This window comes from Pseudomonas mandelii, assembly GCF_900106065.1.
Taxonomy (GTDB): Bacteria; Pseudomonadota; Gammaproteobacteria; order Pseudomonadales; family Pseudomonadaceae; genus Aquipseudomonas; species Aquipseudomonas mandelii.
In genome coordinates this window covers 2,907,971-2,928,492 of record NZ_LT629796.1, presented here as the reverse complement: position 1 = coordinate 2,928,492, position 20,522 = coordinate 2,907,971, and the positions used below count along the sequence as shown (strand labels likewise).

Annotated in this window: 17 protein-coding genes; 5 read left to right on the top strand and 12 right to left on the bottom strand. The window is 60.2% G+C overall.

The genetic code is table 11. From position 1 onward, the window contains the following. Positions 1–36 precede the first annotated feature (36 nt). Together BLU63_RS13320 and BLU63_RS13315 are read right to left on the bottom strand one after the other, a co-directional pair. Entirely contained in the window at positions 37–195 is a 159-nt protein-coding gene (locus tag BLU63_RS13320; protein WP_007904205.1) for a YqaE/Pmp3 family membrane protein, read from the bottom strand. Between the two features lie 205 nt (positions 196–400). Next, positions 401–1,642 carry an aspartate aminotransferase family protein gene (locus BLU63_RS13315; protein ID WP_083375629.1) on the bottom strand — a complete coding sequence of 414 codons (1,242 nt, stop codon included), beginning with the start codon at positions 1,640–1,642 and terminating at the stop codon, positions 401–403. 169 nt (positions 1,643–1,811) lie between these two features. Here BLU63_RS13315 and BLU63_RS13310 point away from each other — a divergent pair, with 169 nt between their 5' ends. Then, positions 1,812–2,741: a LysR family transcriptional regulator gene (locus BLU63_RS13310; protein WP_010467132.1), complete on the top strand. Its 930-nt coding sequence runs from the start codon at positions 1,812–1,814 to the stop codon at positions 2,739–2,741. Positions 2,742–2,968: 227 nt separating this feature from the next. Here the strand turns inward: BLU63_RS13310 and BLU63_RS13305 are convergent, their stop codons facing one another. From BLU63_RS13305 to bioB, 10 genes are all read right to left on the bottom strand, one after another. After that, positions 2,969–4,747 carry an acyl-CoA dehydrogenase C-terminal domain-containing protein gene (locus BLU63_RS13305; protein WP_083375628.1) on the bottom strand — a complete coding sequence of 593 codons (1,779 nt, stop codon included), beginning with the start codon at positions 4,745–4,747 and terminating at the stop codon, positions 2,969–2,971. Between the two features lie 265 nt (positions 4,748–5,012). Continuing rightward, a complete protein-coding gene (locus BLU63_RS13300) occupies positions 5,013–6,809 on the bottom strand; it encodes an acyl-CoA dehydrogenase C-terminal domain-containing protein (RefSeq protein WP_083375627.1) in 1,797 nt (598 codons plus the stop codon). Positions 6,810–6,899: 90 nt separating this feature from the next. Next, on the bottom strand, positions 6,900–8,189 hold the full coding sequence (locus BLU63_RS13295; protein WP_010467125.1) for a GGDEF domain-containing protein: 1,290 nt from the start codon (positions 8,187–8,189) through the stop codon (positions 6,900–6,902). A 239-nt stretch (positions 8,190–8,428) separates the two neighbouring features. Continuing rightward, a complete protein-coding gene (locus tag BLU63_RS13290) occupies positions 8,429–10,234 on the bottom strand; it encodes a phenylacyl-CoA dehydrogenase (RefSeq protein ID WP_083375626.1) in 1,806 nt (601 codons plus the stop codon). 277 nt (positions 10,235–10,511) lie between these two features. Further along, complete coding sequence (locus tag BLU63_RS13285; RefSeq protein WP_010467121.1) at positions 10,512–10,808, bottom strand: hypothetical protein; 297 nt, start codon at positions 10,806–10,808, stop codon at positions 10,512–10,514. A gap of 107 nt (positions 10,809–10,915) precedes the next feature. Then, positions 10,916–11,596 carry a dethiobiotin synthase gene (bioD, locus tag BLU63_RS13280; protein WP_010467119.1) on the bottom strand — a complete coding sequence of 227 codons (681 nt, stop codon included), beginning with the start codon at positions 11,594–11,596 and terminating at the stop codon, positions 10,916–10,918. Further along, positions 11,593–12,405 carry a malonyl-ACP O-methyltransferase BioC gene (bioC, locus tag BLU63_RS13275; RefSeq protein WP_083375625.1) on the bottom strand — a complete coding sequence of 271 codons (813 nt, stop codon included), beginning with the start codon at positions 12,403–12,405 and terminating at the stop codon, positions 11,593–11,595. The genes bioD and bioC overlap by 4 nt, the downstream gene beginning before the upstream one ends. Beyond that, a complete protein-coding gene (locus BLU63_RS13270; protein WP_010467117.1) occupies positions 12,398–13,129 on the bottom strand; it encodes an alpha/beta fold hydrolase in 732 nt (243 codons plus the stop codon). The genes bioC and BLU63_RS13270 overlap by 8 nt, the downstream gene beginning before the upstream one ends. Next, on the bottom strand, positions 13,122–14,300 hold the full coding sequence (bioF, locus tag BLU63_RS13265) for an 8-amino-7-oxononanoate synthase (RefSeq protein WP_083375624.1): 1,179 nt from the start codon (positions 14,298–14,300) through the stop codon (positions 13,122–13,124). The genes BLU63_RS13270 and bioF overlap by 8 nt, the downstream gene beginning before the upstream one ends. Before the next feature lie 166 nt (positions 14,301–14,466). Beyond that, positions 14,467–15,522 (bottom strand): biotin synthase BioB, encoded by a 1,056-nt coding sequence (gene bioB, locus BLU63_RS13260; protein WP_083375623.1) that lies wholly within the window; start codon positions 15,520–15,522, stop codon positions 14,467–14,469. A gap of 90 nt (positions 15,523–15,612) precedes the next feature. On the opposite strand from bioB, the gene BLU63_RS13255 reads away from it, so the two are divergent. From BLU63_RS13255 to BLU63_RS13240, 4 genes are all read left to right on the top strand, one after another. Beyond that, positions 15,613–16,353: a ComF family protein gene (locus BLU63_RS13255; protein WP_083375622.1), complete on the top strand. Its 741-nt coding sequence runs from the start codon at positions 15,613–15,615 to the stop codon at positions 16,351–16,353. Between the two features lie 187 nt (positions 16,354–16,540). Further along, the gene (locus BLU63_RS13250) at positions 16,541–17,305 is read left to right on the top strand and encodes a TOBE domain-containing protein (protein ID WP_083375621.1); all 765 of its coding nucleotides are present in this window, start codon (positions 16,541–16,543) and stop codon (positions 17,303–17,305) included. A gap of 57 nt (positions 17,306–17,362) precedes the next feature. Further along, positions 17,363–19,264, top strand: a complete 1,902-nt coding sequence (locus tag BLU63_RS13245) for a PhoX family protein (protein WP_083375620.1) — start codon at positions 17,363–17,365, stop codon at positions 19,262–19,264. Positions 19,265–19,446: 182 nt separating this feature from the next. Next, complete coding sequence (locus BLU63_RS13240; protein ID WP_077747291.1) at positions 19,447–20,421, top strand: serine/threonine protein kinase; 975 nt, start codon at positions 19,447–19,449, stop codon at positions 20,419–20,421. Positions 20,422–20,522: the final 101 nt, after the last annotated feature.

Here is a 20,522-nt window from a genome sequence, read left to right as displayed (position 1 = left end):
TTGCCCGCGAAAGCGATCTATCTGACGCCGCAGAACTCAGCGCTTGGCGATGATGTACACCGCATGCACGATCCCCGGAATGTAACCGCACAACGTCAGCAAAATATTCAGCCAGAAAGCGCCGGCGAAACCGACTTGCAGAAACACACCCAGTGGTGGCAACAGAATGGCAATGATGATGCGAATGAAATCCATGGGGCAGCTCCTGATGTGAAGTGAACTCGTGTGAGCCCTACTGCTAATCGACACGCGCCGTTCGTCAGGGTTCAGTAGGAACCTGGCGCAATAGCGAAACCTCATGAATCGCAGGCAAAAAAAACGCCCCACGCGAAAGAATCAAACGTGGGGCGATGCGTTATTACCGCGAGACGGTTCTGGAATTCGTGCGGGAAAAGTCTGATCAGACCGCAATCCCCTTGCGGCACTGCAGTTGTGCGGTGCGTACGCGGGAAAAGGCGCGGGACAGGCGCAGGATCATTTCGTCGATGTTGGCATTGCTGACCGTGAGCGCCGGGGTAAAGCGCAGGCAATCGGGTCGTGGGGCGTTGAGCACCAAGCCTTCGGACAACGCGGCTTTGACCACGGCTTCAGCGGAATCGTCGGACAGGGTCAGTCCCCAGAGCAGCCCTTGCCCGCGCAACTCGCCGTGACCATAGCGATAGGACAAACGACTCAAGGCTTCGCGCAGGTGCTGACCGGTTTCAACCACATGATCGAGAAAAGCCTTGTCCTGAATCGTGTTCAACACCGCAAGACCGGCAGCGGTCATCAGCGCATTGCCATGATGAGCGCCCGACAGGTCACCCACCTCGAAACAACAGGCCTTGCCCCGCGCCAACAACGCAGCCAATGGCACACCACCGCCAAGCCCTTCGCCGATGACGACGATATCTGCCCGAACACCGTGGACCTGTTCGGCAAGCAACGTGCCGCAGCGACCGAGGCCGGTGTGCACGTCGTCGAGGATCAACAAAATGCCCAGCTCCCGACACAGGCGTTCGACACCCTTGAGGTAATGCGCGGTGGCCGGAATCACCCCGGCTTCGTTTTGGATCGGTTCGAGCAGGATGGCCACGGTCCGGGCATCGACCGCCGCGTGCATCGCCGCCAGATCATTGAAGGGAACGGGGTGAAAGTCCGACGGTGAAATCGTCCAGGGACTACGGCCATGGCAGCCGTTGCTGGCCACGATGATCCGTGAGGCCCCGCTGCGATGCAGTCGACCCCATTGACGTGCCAGTTGAATCGCGGCCTCACAGGCTTCGGCGCCGCTGTTGAGCAGGTACGCCTGATCACTGCCGGTGCTATTGCAGAGTCGCTCGGCAAGGTTGAGCATGCCGCGGTTATGCAGTGCGAAACCCGGGTTGATCAGCGATTGAGCCTGTTCTGATATCGCATTGACCAGCACCGAAGGGCTGTGGCCCAGGCTGTTGGCGCCGCCACCCTGCGAGAAATCCAGGTAAGCGCGGTCATCGCTGTCCCACAGCCAGGAGCCTTGCCCGCGGACAAAAATCTGCTTCGGCCGCTCGACACTGGGCATCAGGCACTCGCGGGAAAGGTTGTCGCGTCTGGACGATTGGGAAGTGTCTACGACCAAGTCGTCGAGGCTCGGTGGAGTGCGACGCAAGTTGAACAGATTCATCCGCAAAAGCCTCGCTTGAGGTTTTTTGCCTTACCTATGTAAACACCATCAACGTAAACGGTATTCATCGTGCGCTCTGGCCCTGTAAGCCTTGTGAATGCGGTTAGACTAGGCCCAGACAAGGCGTTGAGCCATTTCGATTTCCCAGCATTTTCGATAAGCGCACCTTATGGATTTCAAGCAACTGCGTTATTTCGTCGCGGTCTATGAAGAAGGCCACGTCGGCCGGGCGGCCGAGCGACTGTCAATCTCCCAGCCGGCGCTGTCCCAGCAGATCCGCCAGCTCGAGCAAAACCTCGATGTAAGCCTGTTCGAACGCAGCAGCAAACGCCTGCTACCCACTCTGGCCGCCCATACTTTGTACAACCACGCCCTACCCTTGCTTGATGGCCTGCAACGGGCCCGCGAGGCATTGGGCAACTTCAAGGGTCAGGCGCTGCGCACCTTGGCCATTGGCGTGTTGCAGACGGTTCACACAAGTCTCGTGCCGCAGATGCTCGAACGCGTGCGCAAGGCGCAACCGCATCTGGTGGTGCAGATCTATGAATTGACTGGCCTGGAAATCGAGCGGCGGCTGCTCAATGGTTCCCTCGACATCGGCATCAGCTACCTGCCGCCCCGACAGCCGGGGTTGCACGGCGTCATGCTGTACGAAGATGAACTGACCCTGGTGATCCCGGCGGACCACCCGTTGCGCGAGTTCAAGAAAGTCTCGATGAGTCAGGCCGCCGAGTTGCCCATGCTGTTGCTGGGTGAAGAGTTTCAAGTGCGGCAGATCTGGCAGACACAACTGGCCAATCTGGGACGACGGCCGCAGGTGCAGGCGGAACTGAACAATATGGCGGGGATTCTCGACAGTCTGCCCCACACCCGGCTGGCCACCGTGCTGCCCGGGCGCTCGCAAAAGGCGCTCGGCAACAATGAATTGCTCTGGAAACCGCTGACCGAGCCCCGAGTGCCGCTGAAAGTCGGATTGGTGTGTCGGGATGTGCAGCGGCAACAAGCCTCGCTGGCCCTATTGCGCACGCTGTTGGAAGAAGTGATGAACGGGCCCGACGACCGTTTGAACAGCTCGACTGCGCTCGACGGGCCGCGCTGAATACTTTTCTGCGGGCAAAAGAAAACCCCGCCGAAGCGGGGCTTTGCAGACTGTTTCCCTGACATCCATTTCACTCCGCCGTCCTGGCAGAATCCTACGTGTCCGTGTTGTTGCTTTGCGCTTCCTGCGCGACGTCCATGTGAAGTAGATTAGCTCTGGATCCAATCTTCGCCTATGGGAGAACAGCAGCACGTCATGTAAGAGAATGCTTACATGACGCTATCGGGTCAGAACTGTCCGGCGTCCAGCAGGAACAGCGACTCGCTCCCCGCCTTCACCGACGCACTCAACGAGTGAATACGCGGCAGCAGACGGGCGAAATAGAACCGCGCCGTGCCCAGCTTGCTCGCGTAGAAATCATCCTGCGCTTCTTTGCCGAAGGCCGCCTTGGCCATCAGCGCCCACATGTAGGCGTAAGCCACGTAACCGAAGGTTTGCAGGTACTCGACCGACGCCGCGCCGATTTCGTTCGGGTTGTTTTTCGCCCGGTCCAGCAACCACGAAGTCAGCTCGTCGAGGGTGGTGACGGCTTCGTTCAGCGGCTTGGTGAACTCCGCGAGATCAGCGCTGGCGGTGGCGGTGAAATGACGAATCTCATCCGCGAACAGGTTGTAGAACGCCCCGCCCGTGCCGACGATCTTGCGTCCTACGAGGTCAAGCGCCTGAATGCCGTTGGTGCCTTCGTAGATCTGGGTGATGCGCACGTCGCGAACCAGTTGTTCCTGACCCCACTCACGGATGTAACCGTGGCCGCCAAAAACCTGCTGGCCGTGCACGGTGGTTTCCAGACCGAGGTCGGTCAGGAACGCCTTGGCTACTGGCGTCAGCAGAGCGACCAGATCTTCCGCGCGTTTGCGGACGGTCGCGTCTTCGCTGAACTTGGCCGTGTCCAGTTGCATGGCCACGTAAGTGGAGAACGCACGACCGCCTTCGTTCGAGGCTTTCATGGTCAGCAGCATGCGACGCACGTCCGGATGGACGATGATCGGGTCAGCGACCTTGTCCTTGTTCTGCGCGCCGGTCGGCGAACGGCTTTGCAGACGGTCGCGGGCGTATTCGACGGCGTTCTGGTAGGAGCGCTCGCCGGTGGCCAGGCCCTGGATACCGACGCCCAGACGCTCGTAGTTCATCATGGTGAACATCGCCGCCAAGCCTTTGTTCGGTTCGCCGACCAGGTAACCCACGGCTTCGTCGAAGTTCATCACGCACGTCGCGGAGGCCTGGATGCCCATCTTGTGTTCGATCGAACCGCAGTTCGCCGGGTTACGCGCGCCCAGGCTGCCATCGGCATTGACCATGAACTTCGGTACCAGGAACAGCGAAATGCCTTTCGGCCCCGCCGGGGCGTCCGGCAGTTTGGCCAGCACCAGGTGAATGATGTTCTCGGTCAGGTCGTGCTCGCCGCCAGTGATGAAGATCTTGGTGCCGCTGACCTTGTAGGAACCGTCGGCCTGAGGCTCGGCCTTGGTGCGGATAATCCCCAGGTCTGTACCGGCGTGCGGTTCGGTCAGGCACATGGAACCGGCCCAGACGCCGGCATACATGTTCGGCAGGTACGCAGCTTTCAGTTCTTCACTGGCGTGGGCGTTGATCGACAGGCAGGCACCGGCGGTCAGCATCGGGTACAGACCAAACGACAGGCTGGCGGAGTTGACCATTTCTTCGACTTGCGCCGACACGGCCTTGGGCATGCCCATGCCGCCGTAGGTCGGATCGCCACCGACACCGACCCAGCCGCCTTCAGCGTAAGTCTGATAAGCCTGTGGGAAACCGGCCGGCGTGGTGACGGCACCGTCCGCCCAATGGCAACCTTCTTCGTCAGCTGCACGGCTCAGGGGCGCGATGCTTTTGCTGGTGACCTTGCCGGCTTCTTCGAGAATGGCTTCGACGGTTTCAGCATCAACGGTTTCGGCCAGCGCAGGCAGCTGCGCCCAGAGTTTGGCGACCTCGAAGACTTCATTGAGGACGAAGCGCATATCGCGCAGGGGCGCTTTGTAGTCAGCCATGGCAAACCTCGCAAGATCTAAACAGGTGATTCGTGGGAATGATGTTTTCGTTGGGCTCGAGTGTAACCCAACAACTTTTGCGACACATAGGGTCAGGCCGTGACCGTTTTGTAATTTTTAGTCAGCAGCATTTCAGCTGAGCAGTTCTCGTCTGGCAGAACGCATTCGCGGGCAAGCCTCGCTCCTACAGGTCGGGGTCACGCATATCCCGTGAACGACACTGACCTGTAGGAGCGAGGCTTGCCCGCGAAGCTTTTAACAATCGTCAGAGCGCAAACAACTCCGCCGGCAACTTCATCAAACAATCACTCCCCGCTTCGATAGCCGCCCGATGAGCGGCAGTACGCGGCAGCAAACGCTTGAAGTAGAACTCGTTGGTTGCCAGTTTGCCTCGGCAGTAATCCGCATCACCGCTGCCAGCGTCGAGTTGCGTCTGGGCCACCAGCGCCATGCGCAACCACAGATAGCCGAGGATGATGTAACCGCTGTACATCAAGTAATCCACCGACGCCGCACCGACTTCGTCCGGATTCTTCATTGCGGCCATGCCAACTTTGGCGGTCAACTCGCCCCACTGTTGATTCAGTCCATTGAGTTGCGCCACATAGCTGGCCAGTTGTGGATGCTCGGCATTCGCCGCGCAGAATTTGTGGACGATTTTGGTGAAGCCACGCAGCAATTTACCCTGACTGCCGAGCACTTTGCGCCCGAGTAGATCCAGCGCCTGAATGCCGTTGGTGCCTTCGTAGATCGGCGCGATCCGGCAGTCGCGAACCAACTGTTCCATGCCCCATTCACGGATAAAGCCGTGACCGCCAAACACCTGCATACCGTGGTTGGTGACCTCCAGACCGGTGTCAGTCATGAAGGCTTTGCAGATCGGCGTCAGGAAGGCCAACAGGTCTTCGGCGTCCTGACGCGCCGTTTCATCCGGGCTCAGGTGCGCGACGTCCAGCAGCTGCGCGGTGAAATAGGTCAGCGCGCGGTTGCCTTCGTTGAAGGCTTTCATGGTCAGCAACATCCGGCGCACGTCAGGATGAACGATGATCGGATCGGCGGCTTTGTCCGGTGCTTTCGCGCCAGTCAGCGCGCGCATTTGCAGGCGATCGTTGGCGTACTTGATGGCACCCTGGAAACTCGCCTCACCCAGACACAACCCCTGCATGCCAGTGCCGAGCCGTGCGTGGTTCATCATGGTGAACATGCAGTTCAGGCCCTTGTTCGGCTCGCCGATCAAGAAGCCCTTGGCTTCGTCGAAGTTCAGCACGCAGGTCGCCGAGGCCTTGATGCCCATTTTGTGTTCGATCGAGCCGCAGGAGACGCCGTTGCGCTCGCCGGCTTCACCCTCGGCATCGGGTAGGAATTTGGGAACGATGAACAGGGAAATACCCTTGGTGCCTGCCGGAGCATCCGGCAGTTTCGCCAACACCAGATGAATGATGTTGTCGCTCATGTCGTGTTCGCCGGCCGAGATGAAGATCTTGCTGCCGGAAATCGCGTAGCTGCCGTCGGCTGAAGGCACGGCGCGGGTTTTGATGATGCCCAGGTCAGTGCCGCAATGCGCCTCGGTCAGGCACATGGTGCCGGTCCATTGGCCAGCCGTCAGTTTGCTCAGGTAGGTGTTCTTCTGATCTTCGGTGCCGTGGGCGTGGATGGCCGACATCGCCCCGTGGGTCAGGCCGGGGTACATGCCCCACGAAGTATTGCTGGAGCCGACCATCTCACTGATGACCAGGCCCAGAGAACTTGGCAAACCCTGGCCGCCATACGCCGGATCAGCTGCCAGACCGTGCCAGCCACCTTCCACGTACTGTGCGAAAGCCTGCTTGAAGCCTGTAGGCGTTGTCACCACACCGTTGTCGAAATGGCAGCCTTCTTCGTCACCGCTGCGATTCAACGGTGCGAGAACGTTCTCACAGAATTTCGCGCCTTCTTCGAGGATCGCATTGACCATGTCCGGGCTCGCGTCGGTGGCGCCCAGCCCGGCGTAGGTGGTGTGGAAGTCGAAGACGTGGTCGATCAGAAAGCGCATGTCGCGCAGGGGAGCTTTGTATTCGGGCATGGTCGTTTCTCCGTCAGCAGATCGTTCAAACCTACTGCCGCCCACCCGGCCTCACAATCACAGTCCAGGCGCTGAATGCGCCATCATCACTCAACCCGCAGCGGCGTCCATGCGCACCGCGCCACGGCGAGTCTGACCGAATGCCACCACGCAATTTCGCCCGGCGCCCTTGGCGCTGTAGAGCGCTTCGTCCGCGGACTTGAGTACTTTTTCGGGGGTGCGCTGCTCTTGTCGTTCGGCCACGCCGATGCTGACAGTGACCGACACACTGGTAGCGCCCGAACCTGCACGTTTCTGGCGACCTTGCTGGTCGTCCTGAGGACGGCTGTCCTGATTGCGCAACTGAATGTTGTAGGTGGCGATGGATTCGCGGATGACTTCCAGGTGCGGCATGCACTCTTCGAGGGTCTTGCCCGCGAACACCAGGGCAAATTCCTCACCGCCGTAGCGATATGCCCTACCGCCTCCTCCGATTTTCGACAGCTTACTGGCGACCAGTCTCAAGACCTGATCGCCGACATCGTGACCATGGGTGTCGTTGAATTTCTTGAAGTGATCGACGTCGCTCATGGCCAGCACGTAATTGCGCCCCAGCCGCTGCATCCGCTCGTTCAAGGCGCGACGACCCGGCAGGCCAGTGAGCTCATCGCGGAAGGCCATTTGATAGGCCTCGTGGGCGACCGCGGCGGCAATCATTAGCATCACCTGACTGCACATGATGTTCAGGGTGAACGGCAGGATGAAAGTTTTCGGCAACGCCCAGAACAACCCGACCAACCCCACCAGTTGTGCGGCGTGCAAGGGTCTGGGGTTACGCCAGTATTGCCAGCTCAGCAGCAGGAACGAGGCGATGAACACGGGATAGGACAACTGGATCAAGCTCATCCAGGCGCCATGCAGCGCTGGCCAGCGGATTTCCGACAGCCACATCAACAAGGCCTGGGGATAACTTTGCTCCAGCCCGAGCGCGACACTGCCAACAGCGAGCAATACCGCGAAGCGCGCCACCATGTCCTGAAACAAGTGGGTGCGTTCCTGCCATGCGGCGAACACGCCGAACAACAGCGGCAGCAATAGGCAACACAGGTGGAACACCACTGCTGCATCTTCACGGACCTTGCCGTTGTCGCGGTAATAGTCGGTCTGGGTGTCGAGCAGAAAGTAGGCGATGTACACCGTCACCATCAGAAACAGTTCGCGCTGACGTCGGTAAACCGCGCAATACGCACCACCGAGTAACAGCACCAGGGTCGGCAACACGTTGAACAGCGAAGTGAAAAAGACGTTGAGGTCCTTGATGTAAGCGGCCGCAAGCCCCGCAAGCAAAAGCAGTAACGACGGTAGGAAATGGCTGATACGTACAGCGGAAGAACGCGGCAAGGGTAAAGCTCCGACCGTCATGACAATAGATGGCATTGTGCCCACCTACTGTAACGGCAGAAATGCCGACTTACTGAGTCGATTGTCAGGTTTTTTTAGCGGGTGTTTCAGTGGCCGCAGACCGAATTGGCAGTGACTGGCTCCCATCAAAGATCGCGGGCGAGCTTTTACTTTCACCAAGAACAAAAAAGCCGCTACCCCGGAAGGGATAGCGGCTTTATGAAGAACTGCGTTGAGGCTTAGTAGCCCAGTGCGAAGTCTTCTTCTTTCATGTCCATCAAGTTGTTGGCACCCGACAGCATGGTTGCAACATGAGTGCGGGTACGCGGCAAGATGCGCTGGAAGTAGAAGCGCGCAGTCTGCAGCTTGGCGGTGTAGAACGCCTCTTCGGAAGTGCCGGCAGCCAGTTTCTCGGCAGCCAGACGCGCCATGTCAGCCCAGAAGTAGGCCAGGCAGGCGTAACCGGAGTACATCAGGTAGTCCACCGACGCCGCGCCGACTTCTTCGCGGTCCTTCATGGCCGCCATACCGACCTTCATGGTCAGCTCGCCCCATTCTTTGTTCAGTGCAGCCAATGGCTCGACGAACTCTTTGACCGCTTCGTTGCCTTCGTTGGTCTGGCAGAACTTGTGGACGATCTTGGTGAAGCCTTTGAGGGCTTCGCCTTGAGTCATCAGCACTTTACGACCCAGCAGGTCGAGTGCCTGGATACCGGTGGTGCCTTCGTACAGCATCGAAATGCGGCTGTCGCGAACGTTCTGCTCCATGCCCCACTCGGCGATGAAGCCGTGGCCACCGTAGATTTGCACGCCGTGGTTGGCAGACTCAAAACCGACTTCAGTCATGAAGGCTTTGGCGATTGGCGTCATGAACGCCAGCAGTGCGTCGGCTTTCTTCTTCTCTTCTTCGTCTACGCCGTATTTGACGATGTCGACTTGCTTGGCGGTGAAGTAAACCATCGCGCGGTTGCCTTCGGCGAACGCTTTCATGGTCAACAACATGCGACGTACATCAGGGTGAACGATGATCGGATCAGCGGCTTTTTCCGGCGCTTTCGGGCCAGTCAGCGAGCGCATTTGCAGACGATCGCGAGCGTATTTCAGACCGCCCTGGAAGCCGATCTCGGCGTGGGCCAGGCCTTGCAGCGCAGTGCCCAGACGAGCGGTGTTCATAAAGGTGAACATGCAGTTCAGGCCTTTGTTCGCCGGGCCGATCAGGTAACCGGTGGCTGCGTCGAAGTTCATCACGCAAGTGGCGTTGCCGTGGATACCCATCTTGTGTTCCAGGGAACCACAGGTCACGGCGTTGCGGGCGCCGATCGTACCGTCTGCGTTCGGCATGAACTTCGGCACGATGAACAGCGAAATGCCTTTGGTGCCAGCCGGCGCATCCGGCAGGCGACCCAGCACGATGTGGACGATGTTGTCGGCCATGTCGTGTTCACCGGCCGAGATGAAGATTTTGGTGCCGGAGACTTTGTAGGAACCGTCGGCTTGAGGTTCAGCCTTGGTGCGCAGCATGCCCAGGTCGGTGCCGCAGTGCGGTTCGGTCAGGCACATGGTGCCGGTCCATTCACCGGACACCAGCTTGGTCAGGTAAGCCTCTTGCTGCTCAGGCGTACCGTGCTCGGAAATGGTGTTCATCGCGCCGTGCGACAGGCCTGGGTACATGCCCCACGACCAGTTGGCTTCGCCAACCATTTCGCTGACGGCCAGACCCAGAGACTCCGGCAGGCCCTGGCCGCCGTGTTCTACGTCGTGGGCCAGGCTTGGCCAGCCGCCTTCAACGAATTGCTTGTAGGCTTCTTTGAAGCCAGTCGGGGTTTTAACGCCGGACTCGCTCCAGGTGCAGCCTTCGGTGTCACCCACGCGGTTCAGCGGAGCCAGCACCTGCTCACAAAACTTGGCGCCTTCTTCGAGAATGGCGCTAACCATGTCTGGAGTTGCGTCTGCGCAAGCCGGAAGGCTCTGATAGTGCGCTTCGTAGCCGAGCAGTTCGTCACGAACGAAGCGAATATCACGCAAGGGGGCCTTGTAGTCAGGCATAGCGATAAACCTCTGCTGATGTAACCGGGAATGAACGACCGTGTTGATTTGTTGTGACGGTCAAACAGTTGTTTGAAACATACGTTTACGCCCAAATCTTGTCAAGCGCCGATCTTTTGCCGTTCGTCATCACGCGCACAAATGCCGGGCACGCAGCCGCGCCGCCGCCGTTGACAACGCAACAGGCCATGCAGGAAAGATTAGTTGAGGGAGAAGGACTTACGCACAAAAACGCCGCGAATAGTCGCGGCGTTGGCAGGACGGGTTCAGCGAGGGGTCAAGCGTAGGTATCAATCAACGTTCCAAGCATTTCATCGGACGCCTTGGCGACTTTCACGCCGGCCTCCACCTGAAACTTGCCCTGGGCCATCTCGACCATATTGCTGGCCAGGTCCGATTGCTGGCTGCGGTCAACCGAACGCAGGCGATCTACCTGAACCTCGGAAGACTGGCTCGTCACCGAACGCTCGAGGGTACTGCTGGCAATCTGGCCGGAAGCCTGATCGACACGGTTCTGCCCTGTCTGAATAGTGCTCAGACCGGCATAAAAAGCGGTGTTTCCTGAGATTTCCATGGGAGAACTCGTCCTAAATAGGAACAACAGCGGCCATTGAAACAGACCTGATGGCAAAAGGCCCGACAAAAACACTAATGGCACAGTGCCTTGTCATAGGCAAAATCTCAATCCAGCAGATCCAGTTGCAGGTGTTCCGCCACCGCTTCTGCGGTGACCGATTTGAGTTTTGGCACTCGTCCAAGACAAGGCGCGGGAATGCGCTCGGCGAGGGTCGCGAGGTTTTCTTCCAGGCGCGAGGTCTTCGGATCGATGATATTGGCCACCCACCCCGCCAGCTGCAAACCATCCTGAGCAATCGCCTCGGCGGTCAGCAGTGCATGATTGATGCAACCCAGGCGCACGCCGACCACCAGGATCACCGGCAGGCCCAGCGCCATTGCCAGATCCGACAGATTGTCCTGATCCGCCAACGGCACGCGCCATCCGCCAGCACCTTCGATCAAGGTGAAATCGGCCTGCATGTCGAGAATCGCGAGCATCGGCGTCAACAGTGATTGCACCGTGAGCGCCACGCCCGCCTCCCGCGCGGCCAGGTGCGGAGCAATCGGCGGTTCGAACGCCACCGGGTTGACCTGTGCATAAGTCAGCGGCAACGAGCACTCGGCCAGCAACGCCAGCGCATCGGAATTTCGCAAACCCTTGGGCGTCACATCACAGCCAGAAGCGACCGGCTTGCCCGCCGCCGTGCTCATGCCCGCCGACCGCGCAGCATGCAACAGGCCGGCAGCAATGGTGGTCTTGCCGACATCAGTGTCCGTGCCGGTAATGAAATAAGCAGCGCTCATATGGGTTTCTCCAACACGGCGTAGACCACTTGATAAGTCGCCGGCAATCCTTCGGCCTGACGAAACTGCTCATAAGCCTCGACCAAGCCAAGGATCCGCGCCCGACCGGTCAAACCGCCCGGCCGACCGGGGTTCAAGTTGTGCGCGCCCAACGCCTTGAGTTCATGCGTCAGGCTGCGCACGTCCGGGTAATGCAACACATGAGGACGGGTCTCCAGACTGACAACCCGCAAGCCACTGGTCGCGCACAGCTGTTGATAAATACTGAACTCGCGGAAGCGATTGACGTGCACCATGCCATCCACTTGACGCCAGCTGTCACGCAACTCAAACAGCGTCCCTACACAAAGACTAGCAAACGCGAATACCCCGCCCGGCTTGAGTGCCCGAAACGCCTCACTGAGCACCGATTCGAAATCCGCGCACCACTGCACCGCCAGGCTGGAGAAGATCAGATCACAGGTCGAATCCTGCAACGGCAACCGTTCTGCATCCCCGGCGATGAAATGGGTGGCGCCGCCTAATGGCCGGGCGTGTTTGAGCATGCCCTCGGCGATGTCCATTGCCAGTCCGTTGCCCGAAGAAAAGCGCTCGCCCAATGCCCGGCTGAAATGCCCGGTACCGCAGCCCAGATCCAGCCAGACACCCGGCACAAAATCACCGGGCAAAAGGCTCAACAACTGGCTGCCGACATCGCGCTGCAATTCGGCCACGCTGTCGTAGCTCGACGCCGCGCGGGAGAAGGAGGCCGCCACCTGGCGCTTGTCAGGCAAGCCGCCGGGTAGATTGGGGAAAGATAAATCAGTCATCACCGGACTCGTGCAAAAAGGCCTGGATCGCCCCCGCCACACCGTGGGGGTCTTCCAGTAGAAACGCATGGCTGGCCTGTTCGATCAGGCCGATTTCGACATCCGGCAGCAAGGCCAGCAACTCGCTCGCTGCCTCGGCCGGGACCAGACCGTCGAGGCCGGCGAACAAATGCAGTTGCGGACCACGAAATGCCTGCAAGGCTTGACGGGTATCTAGTTGGGCGAGCACTTCCAGACCGCTCATCAGCACGGCTTCAGAGGTGTGCGGCGCCCCACCGAGCAACAACCGCGACAGCCCGCGAGGATCTTCCGATCCTTGGGCGCAAAGGAGTGAAAAGCGCTTCAACGTCATTCGCGGATCGGCCTTGCAACCGGCGAGAAACGCGTCGAAGGTTTCGCCAGCCATCGCGCTCGGCCATTGCTCATGGGCGACAAAAGAAGGATTGCTCGCCAGGGTCAGCAAGCCACAGCAACGATCACCACGACGCGCCGCCAGCTCAGACGCAAGCATGCCACCGAGGGACCAGCCACCGAGCCAGGTGTCTTGCGGGATCGTCGAATCCAGTTCATCGAGCCACTCTTCAATATCGCTCGATTCCAGTTCCGGCAACGGCTCGATCTCGACCCGCAGATGCTCATCCAGCCCCTGCAAGGCGGCCGCTAAAGGCTCCAGCGGTGAAATTCCGAGGCCCCAGCCGGGCAGCAGAATCAGTCGATCACGCATGGCTTGGCTCCGGTCCCAGTAATTGAAAACAATCGGCCAGTCCATTCAACAATAGCTGCACCTGCGCTTCGCTGTGGGCGGCGGTCAGGGTCACGCGCAGACGGGCGCTGCCGGCGGGCACGGTGGGCGGACGAATCGCCGTGACCATCAGTCCGCGCTCGCGCAGCATCCGCGACAGTCGCATCGCACGTCCGGCATCGCCGATCATGATCGGCTGGATCGGCGTGAAGCTGTCCATCAACTCCAGGCCGATCTGCTCGGCGCCATGGCGGAACTGGCGGATCAGCGTCTTCAGATGCTCGCGTCGCCAATGTTCAGTGCGCAGCAGCTCAAGGCTTTTCAGCGTCGCGCAAGCCAGGGCCGGTGGCTGGCTGGTGGTGTAGATATAGGGGCGGGCAAACTGGATCAGGCTTTCGATCAGTTCTTCGCTGCCGGCCACAAAGGCTCCTGCCGTGCCGAATGCCTTGCCGAGGGTGCCGACCAGCACCGGCACGTCTTCCTGACTCAGGCCGAAATGCTCGACAATCCCGCCGCCGTTGGCGCCCAGCGGGCCGAAGCCATGGGCGTCATCGACCATCAGCCACGCGCCCTTAGCCTTGGCTTCCCGGGCCAACGCCGGCAAGTCGGCAATATCGCCGTCCATGCTGAACACGCCGTCGGTGACCACCAGTGTATTGCCGGTAGCCTTCTCCAGCCGCTTGGCCAGGCTGACCGCGTCGTTGTGCAGATAGCGATTGAAACGCGCGCCGGACAACAAACCGGCATCCAGCAACGAGGCATGATTGAGGCGGTCTTCCAGCACCGTATCACCCTGCCCGATCAACGCGGTGACCGCGCCGAGGTTGGCCATGTAACCGGTGGTGAACAGCAGCGCACGCGGGCGACCGGTCAGGTCGGCCAACGCTTCCTCCAGCTCATGATGCGGCGTGCTGTGGCCAATGACCAAATGCGACGCCCCGCCACCGACACCCCAACGAGCAGCACCGGCGCGCCAGGCTTCGATCACTTGCGGATGATTGGCCAGGCCCAGGTAATCGTTGTTGCAGAACGCCAGCAATGGCTGACCGTCGACCACCACTTCCGGGCCTTGAGGGCTTTCGAGCAGGGGGCGCTGGCGGTAGAGGTTTTCGGCACGACGGGCAGCAAGGCGTGCGGCGAGATCGAAAGACATGCAGGCCTCGTGGATCAGAATTCAGTAGCGATCGCAGTACCTGTGGGAGCGAGCCTGCTCGCGAAAGCTATCGAACAACCAACATTTATGTTGAGTGTGAATGCCTCTTCGCGAGCAGGCTCGCTCCTACAGGGTTTTGCATTCCTTCAGAAGGATCAGTGGAGCGTCAAACAGCCGCGTTATAGAACTGCTCGCTGCTCTTCTGCTCAACCAACGCTTGTTCGATCGCGGCCTGATGCACTTCGTCCGCGTGCTCTTCGCGCGCTTCCGGCAGGATCCCCAGGCGCGAGAACAGTTGCATGTCCTTGTCGGCCTGCGGGTTGGCGGTGGTCAGCAGTTTTTCGCCGTAGAAAATCGAGTTGGCACCGGCGAAGAACGCCAGGGCCTGCATCTGCTCGTTCATCGCTTCGCGGCCAGCGGACAGGCGCACGTGGGATTGCGGCATCAGGATGCGCGCGACGGCGAGCATGCGGATGAAGTCGAACGGGTCGATGTCCTCGGCGTTTTCCAGCGGCGTACCGGCGACTTTCACCAGCATGTTGATTGGCACCGAATCTGGATGCTCGGGCAGGTTGGCCAGCTGGATCAGCAGATTGGCGCGGTCATCGAGGGACTCGCCCATGCCGAGGATGCCGCCGGAGCAGATCTTCATCCCCGATTCACGCACGTAAGCCAGGGTTTGCAGGCGCTCGCTGTAAGTGCGGGTGGTGATGATGCTGCCGTAGAACTCCGGCGAGGTGTCGAGGTTGTGGTTGTAGTAATCAAGGCCGGCGTCGGCCAGCGCAACGGTCTGGTCCTGATCCAGGCGACCCAGGGTCATGCAAGTTTCCAGGCCCATGGCTTTCACGCCTTTGACCATTTCCAGCACGTAAGGCATGTCTTTGGCCGACGGGTGTTTCCACGCCGCGCCCATGCAGAAACGGGTCGAACCGATGGCCTTGGCGCGTGCGGCCTCTTCGAGGACCTTCTGCACTTCCATCAGCTTTTCTTTTTCCAGGCCGGTGTTGTAGTGACCGGACTGCGGACAATATTTGCAATCTTCCGGGCAGGCGCCGGTCTTGATCGACAGCAGGGTGGAAACCTGGACGCGGTTGGCGTCGAAATGCGCGCGGTGCACCGTTTGCGCCTGGAACAACAGGTCGTTGAATGGCTGAACGAAGAGTGCTTTGACTTCGGCCAAAGACCAGTCATGACGCAGGGTGGCAGAGGTGCTGGCGCTCATGGGCGTTTCCTTGTTTATGCTTGGCAAGCGACTGGGGAAGGGAATACCCACAGACGCGACACGGATGTTCGGCATATTTAAGGAAGAGTGATGCGCTGTCAACCACGATACGTTGGACCGGTTTACATCTGGTTAAATAATAACCAACACTGTTTGCTCTGCAGTGAAGCCACCGAGGACGTCAGGCCGATCTGCATGGCCTGTGAAACCGACCTGCCCTGGCTGGGCGATCACTGCCAGACCTGCGCGCTGCCGTTGCCTGCGTCAGGCCTGACGTGTGGCCCATGTTTAAAACTGCCGCCGGCTTTCGAGCGGGTCGCCGCGCCCTGGACGTACAGCTTTCCGGTGGACACGTTGATCACGCGCTTCAAGCACAGCGCCAAGTGGCCGTTTGGCCGCCTGCTCGGCGAACTTCTCGCGCAGTTCCTGCAACATCGCTTCGATGAGGACCTTAATCGGCCCGACGTTCTGGCCCCCGTTCCGCTGGCTGCAAAACGCCTGCGTCAACGGGGTTTCAACCAGGCCGCGATGCTCGCCCACTGGCTCAGTAGTAGCCTCGACATCCCTTGCGATGAACAACTGCTGCTGAGGATTCAGGACACCAGCGCGCAACAGGACCTGAATGCCGACGCTCGCAAAAAGAACCTGCGCAATGCGTTTGCCCTGACGGCCGATGCGCCGGTCAAAGGGCGGCACCTGGCAATTGTGGACGACGTGCTGACCACCGGCGCCACGGCTCAGGCCCTTGCTCGCCTGTTGATGGACGCGGGCGCGGCTCGGGTAGATGTTTATTGCCTGGCCCGCACGCCCAAACCCGGCGACGCAGCCTGACGTAACGCCATGCACAAAACCTGTGGGAGAGAGCCTGCTCGCGATGGCGGTGTATCAGACACATCAATGGTGACTGTGATGGCCTCATCGCGAGCAAGCTCGCTCCCACAAGGACGTGGGCTGACTTGACTCCCAGGCTTCCAGCCGCCAACGTCCTCCCCATCGCCACAGCCCAAAGCGCCTCACCATGTCCTTGCCCACCTTGTTGTCCCAGCACATTGTCCGTCGCCCGCAGCGCATCGCGTTGCTGCAACATATTGCCGAACAGGGCTCGATCACCCGCGCCGCGAAAAGCGCGGGACTGAGTTACAAGGCGGCGTGGGACGCTATCGATGAGCTGAACAACCTAGCGCAAAAACCGCTCGTGGAGCGCAGCGTCGGCGGCAAGGGCGGTGGTGGCGCCAAGCTTTCAAGTGAAGGCCAGCGAGTGCTGCGCCTTTATCAAAAACTGCAAGCCTTGCAGGCCCAGGTGTTGGAAGCCGCCGAAGATGCCAGCGACCTGGACCTGCTCGGTCGGCTGATGCTCAGAACCAGCGCGCGCAATCAATTGCACGGCAAGGTCGTGGCGATCGACAACCAGGGGCACAACGATCGGGTCCGTCTTGAACTGGCCGAAGGCTTGACCCTCGATGCGCAGATCACGCACGACAGCACCCTGCGCCTGGAGCTGGAGACCGGCACCGAAGTCGTGGCCCTGATCAAGGCCGGTTGGCTGGAGTTACTGGGCATCGATCAGCAAGCGACACCGGGTAGCAACTTTCTGAATGGCATCATCGAAGAAATACTCGACGCCCCAGACGGCCCCAGCGAAGTGCGCATCGGCCTGCCCAATGGCCAGACACTCTGCGCGCTGGCCGAGCCGCAGCACCTGAGGAGCCAGGGGCTTGCCACCGACAAACCGGTGCGGGTGCAGTTCGCGCCGTCCAACGTCTTGCTCGGCACACCGCTCTGAAACAAAAGTTTCATCATTGCTCTTTAAGGTGGCTGCAAAACCAGCAGGGAGCCTGATGTGAGCCTATTAGAAGAAAACCAGTCCACCGACCTCGAGAAAATGGTCGGCCTCAGCCGTCGCGGTTTCATCAGCGCCGGCGCCCTCTGCGGTGCGGCCATGTTCCTCGGTGGCAACCTGCTGAGCCGCAGCGTATTGGCCGCGAGTGTCAGCGCAGGCTCCAGCAAATTGTTGGGTTTTGACAGCATCCCCGCCGCCACCAGCGACGCAATCACCCTGCCGCCGGGCTACAAGTCTTCGGTACTGATCAGCTGGGGCCAGCCATTGCAAAAAAACGGTCCGGCATTTGACCCGAGCGGTAACGGCACCGCCGAGCAACAGGAAGTCCAGTTCGGTGACAACAACGACGGCATGAGCCTGTTCGAATTTCCCGGCGAAAAAGACCGGGCGCTGATGGCAATCAACAACGAATACACCAACTATCGCTACCTCTACCCGCACGGCGGCATGCCGCAATCGGCCGAAGAGGTGCGCAAGGCTCTGGCCTGCGAAGGCGTGTCGGTGATCGAAGTGCAACGCAAGAACGGCCAATGGGCGTTCGTCCAGGGCTCGCGCTACAACCGTCGCATTCACGGCAACGCACCGATCAGCCTCAGCGGCCCGGCTGCCGGCCACGCACTGGTGAAAACCAGCGCTGACCCGCAGGGCAAGCACGTCCTCGGCACCTTCCAGAACTGCGCCAACGGCATGACGCCGTGGGGCACATACCTGACCTGCGAAGAGAACTTCACCGATTGCTTCGGCAGCAGCAATGCCGAGCAGAAGTTCGATGCCGCGCAGAAGCGTTATGGCGCAGTGGCGGCCAGCAAAGAGATCAACTGGCATCAACACGATGAGCGGTTCGACCTGGCGAAAAATCCGAACGAGCTCAACCGTCACGGCTGGGTCGTGGAAATCGACCCGTTCGATCCGCAATCGACGCCGGTCAAACGTACTGCGCTGGGCCGCTTCAAACATGAAAACGCTGCGCTGGCTGAAACCCATGACGGTCACGCCGTGGTGTACATGGGCGACGACGAACGCGGCGAGTTCATCTACAAGTTCGTCAGCCGCGACAAAATCAACCACAAGAACCCCAAGGCCAACCACGACCTGCTGGACCACGGCACTTTGTACGTGGCGCGCTTCGATGCGGGCGACAGCAACGCCGATCATCCGAAAGGCCAGGGCGAATGGATCGAACTGACCCACGGTAAAAACGGGATCGACGCCAGCAGCGGTTTTGCCGATCAGGCCGAAGTGCTGATTCACGCGCGCCTCGCGGCCAGCGTGGTGAAGGCCACGCGCATGGACCGTCCGGAATGGATCGTCGTCAGTCCCAAGGATGGCCAGGTCTATTGCACGTTGACCAACAACGCCAAGCGTGGCGAGGACGGCCAACCGGTGGGCGGGCCGAACCCGCGCGAGAAAAACGTCTACGGGCAGATTCTGCGCTGGCGCACTGATCGTGACGATCACGGCTCCAAAAGCTTTGCCTGGGACCTGTTTGTGGTCGCCGGCAACCCGGGCGTCCACGCTGGCACGCCGAAGGGCGGTTCGTCGAACATCACGCCACAGAACATGTTCAACAGCCCGGATGGCCTGGGCTTCGACAAGGCCGGGCGGTTGTGGATTCTCACCGATGGCGATTCGAGTAATGCAGGCGACTTCGCCGGCATGGGCAACAACCAGATGCTGTGTGCCGACCCGGTGACCGGGGAGATTCGTCGGTTCATGGTCGGACCGGTTGGCTGCGAGGTCACGGGGATCAGCTTCTCGCCGGATCAGAAGACGTTGTTTGTCGGGATCCAGCACCCTGGAGAGAACGGGGGCTCGACGTTCCCGGAGCATCTGCCGAATGGCAAGCCGCGGTCTTCGGTGATGGCTATCACGCGTGAAGATGGCGGGATCGTCGGCGCCTGATCGGGCCCCATCGCTAGCAGGCTAGCTCCCACACGGGATCTGCGACACACCGCAAATCCCCTGTGGGAGCTAGCCTGCTAGCGATGGCAACACCACTCATCTCAAGCCTTAACACTAAAGACGCCCCGTCTGCGCTACCATGCTTGGCCGGACGCGGCAGCCTGCTGCGCGCAGGAGTCAGCATGGCCCACCCGTTTGCAACCCTCACCCCAGACCTCGTGCTCGATGCCGTCGAAAGCATCGGCTTTCTCAGCGACGCACGCATCCTGGCGCTCAACAGCTACGAGAACCGCGTCTATCAGGTCGGCATCGAAGACTCCGAGCCGCTGATCGCCAAGTTCTACCGCCCACAACGCTGGACCAACGAAGCGATTCTCGAAGAACACCAGTTCACTTTCGAACTCGCCGAGTGCGACGTGCCGGTAGTGGCGCCGATGATTCACAACGGCGTCAGCCTGCATGAACACGCCGGGTTTCGTTTCACCCTGTTCCCCCGCCGTGGTGGCCGTGCGCCGGAGCCGGGCAATCTTGATCAGCTGTATCGACTGGGTCAGTTGCTCGGCAGGCTGCACGCCGTCGGCGCCACCAAGCCGTTCGAACACCGTGAAGCGCTGGGCGTGAAGAACTTTGGTCACGATTCGCTGACCACCCTGCTCGAAGGCAATTTCGTCCCCAAGAGCCTGCTGCCGGCCTACGAGTCCGTGGCCCGCGACCTGCTCAAGCGCGTGGAGGAGGTCTACAAGGCCACCCCGCACAAGAACATCCGCATGCACGGCGATTGCCACCCCGGCAACATGATGTGCCGCGACGAAATGTTCCACATCGTCGACCTCGACGACTGTCGCATGGGCCCGGCGGTGCAGGACATCTGGATGATGCTGGCGGGGGATCGCCAGGAATGTCTCGTTCAACTGTCGGAACTGATGGACGGCTACAACGAATTCCACGACTTCGACCCACGGGAACTCGCGCTGATCGAACCGCTGCGCGCCTTGCGCCTGATGCACTACAGCGCCTGGCTCGCCCGCCGCTGGGACGACCCGGCGTTCCCGCACAGCTTTCCGTGGTTTGGCAGTGAACGGTATTGGGGTGATCAGGTGTTGGCGTTGCGCGAGCAATTATCTGCTCTCAACGAAGAACCGTTGAAGCTCTTCTGACAACCAGATCCCCAGTAGGAGCGAGGCTTGCCCGCGAAGAACGATAACGCGGTATTTCAGGCAGACCGCGATATCGTTCTTCGCGGGCAAGCCTCGCTCCT

Coding starts and splice junctions, on each gene's coding strand:
- BLU63_RS13320 (WP_007904205.1), bottom strand. CDS start 195: ATGGATTTCATTCGCATCATCATTGCCATTCTGTTGCCACCACTGGGT.
- BLU63_RS13315 (WP_083375629.1), bottom strand. CDS start 1,642: ATGAATCTGTTCAACTTGCGTCGCACTCCACCGAGCCTCGACGACTTG.
- BLU63_RS13310 (WP_010467132.1), top strand. CDS start 1,812: ATGGATTTCAAGCAACTGCGTTATTTCGTCGCGGTCTATGAAGAAGGC.
- BLU63_RS13305 (WP_083375628.1), bottom strand. CDS start 4,747: ATGGCTGACTACAAAGCGCCCCTGCGCGATATGCGCTTCGTCCTCAAT.
- BLU63_RS13300 (WP_083375627.1), bottom strand. CDS start 6,809: ATGCCCGAATACAAAGCTCCCCTGCGCGACATGCGCTTTCTGATCGAC.
- BLU63_RS13290 (WP_083375626.1), bottom strand. CDS start 10,234: ATGCCTGACTACAAGGCCCCCTTGCGTGATATTCGCTTCGTTCGTGAC.
- BLU63_RS13285 (WP_010467121.1), bottom strand. CDS start 10,808: ATGGAAATCTCAGGAAACACCGCTTTTTATGCCGGTCTGAGCACTATT.
- bioD (WP_010467119.1), bottom strand. CDS start 11,596: ATGAGCGCTGCTTATTTCATTACCGGCACGGACACTGATGTCGGCAAG.
- bioC (WP_083375625.1), bottom strand. CDS start 12,405: ATGACTGATTTATCTTTCCCCAATCTACCCGGCGGCTTGCCTGACAAG.
- BLU63_RS13270 (WP_010467117.1), bottom strand. CDS start 13,129: ATGCGTGATCGACTGATTCTGCTGCCCGGCTGGGGCCTCGGAATTTCA.
- bioF (WP_083375624.1), bottom strand. CDS start 14,300: ATGTCTTTCGATCTCGCCGCACGCCTTGCTGCCCGTCGTGCCGAAAAC.
- bioB (WP_083375623.1), bottom strand. CDS start 15,522: ATGAGCGCCAGCACCTCTGCCACCCTGCGTCATGACTGGTCTTTGGCC.
- BLU63_RS13255 (WP_083375622.1), top strand. CDS start 15,613: ATGCGCTGTCAACCACGATACGTTGGACCGGTTTACATCTGGTTAAAT.
- BLU63_RS13250 (WP_083375621.1), top strand. CDS start 16,541: ATGTCCTTGCCCACCTTGTTGTCCCAGCACATTGTCCGTCGCCCGCAG.
- BLU63_RS13240 (WP_077747291.1), top strand. CDS start 19,447: ATGGCCCACCCGTTTGCAACCCTCACCCCAGACCTCGTGCTCGATGCC.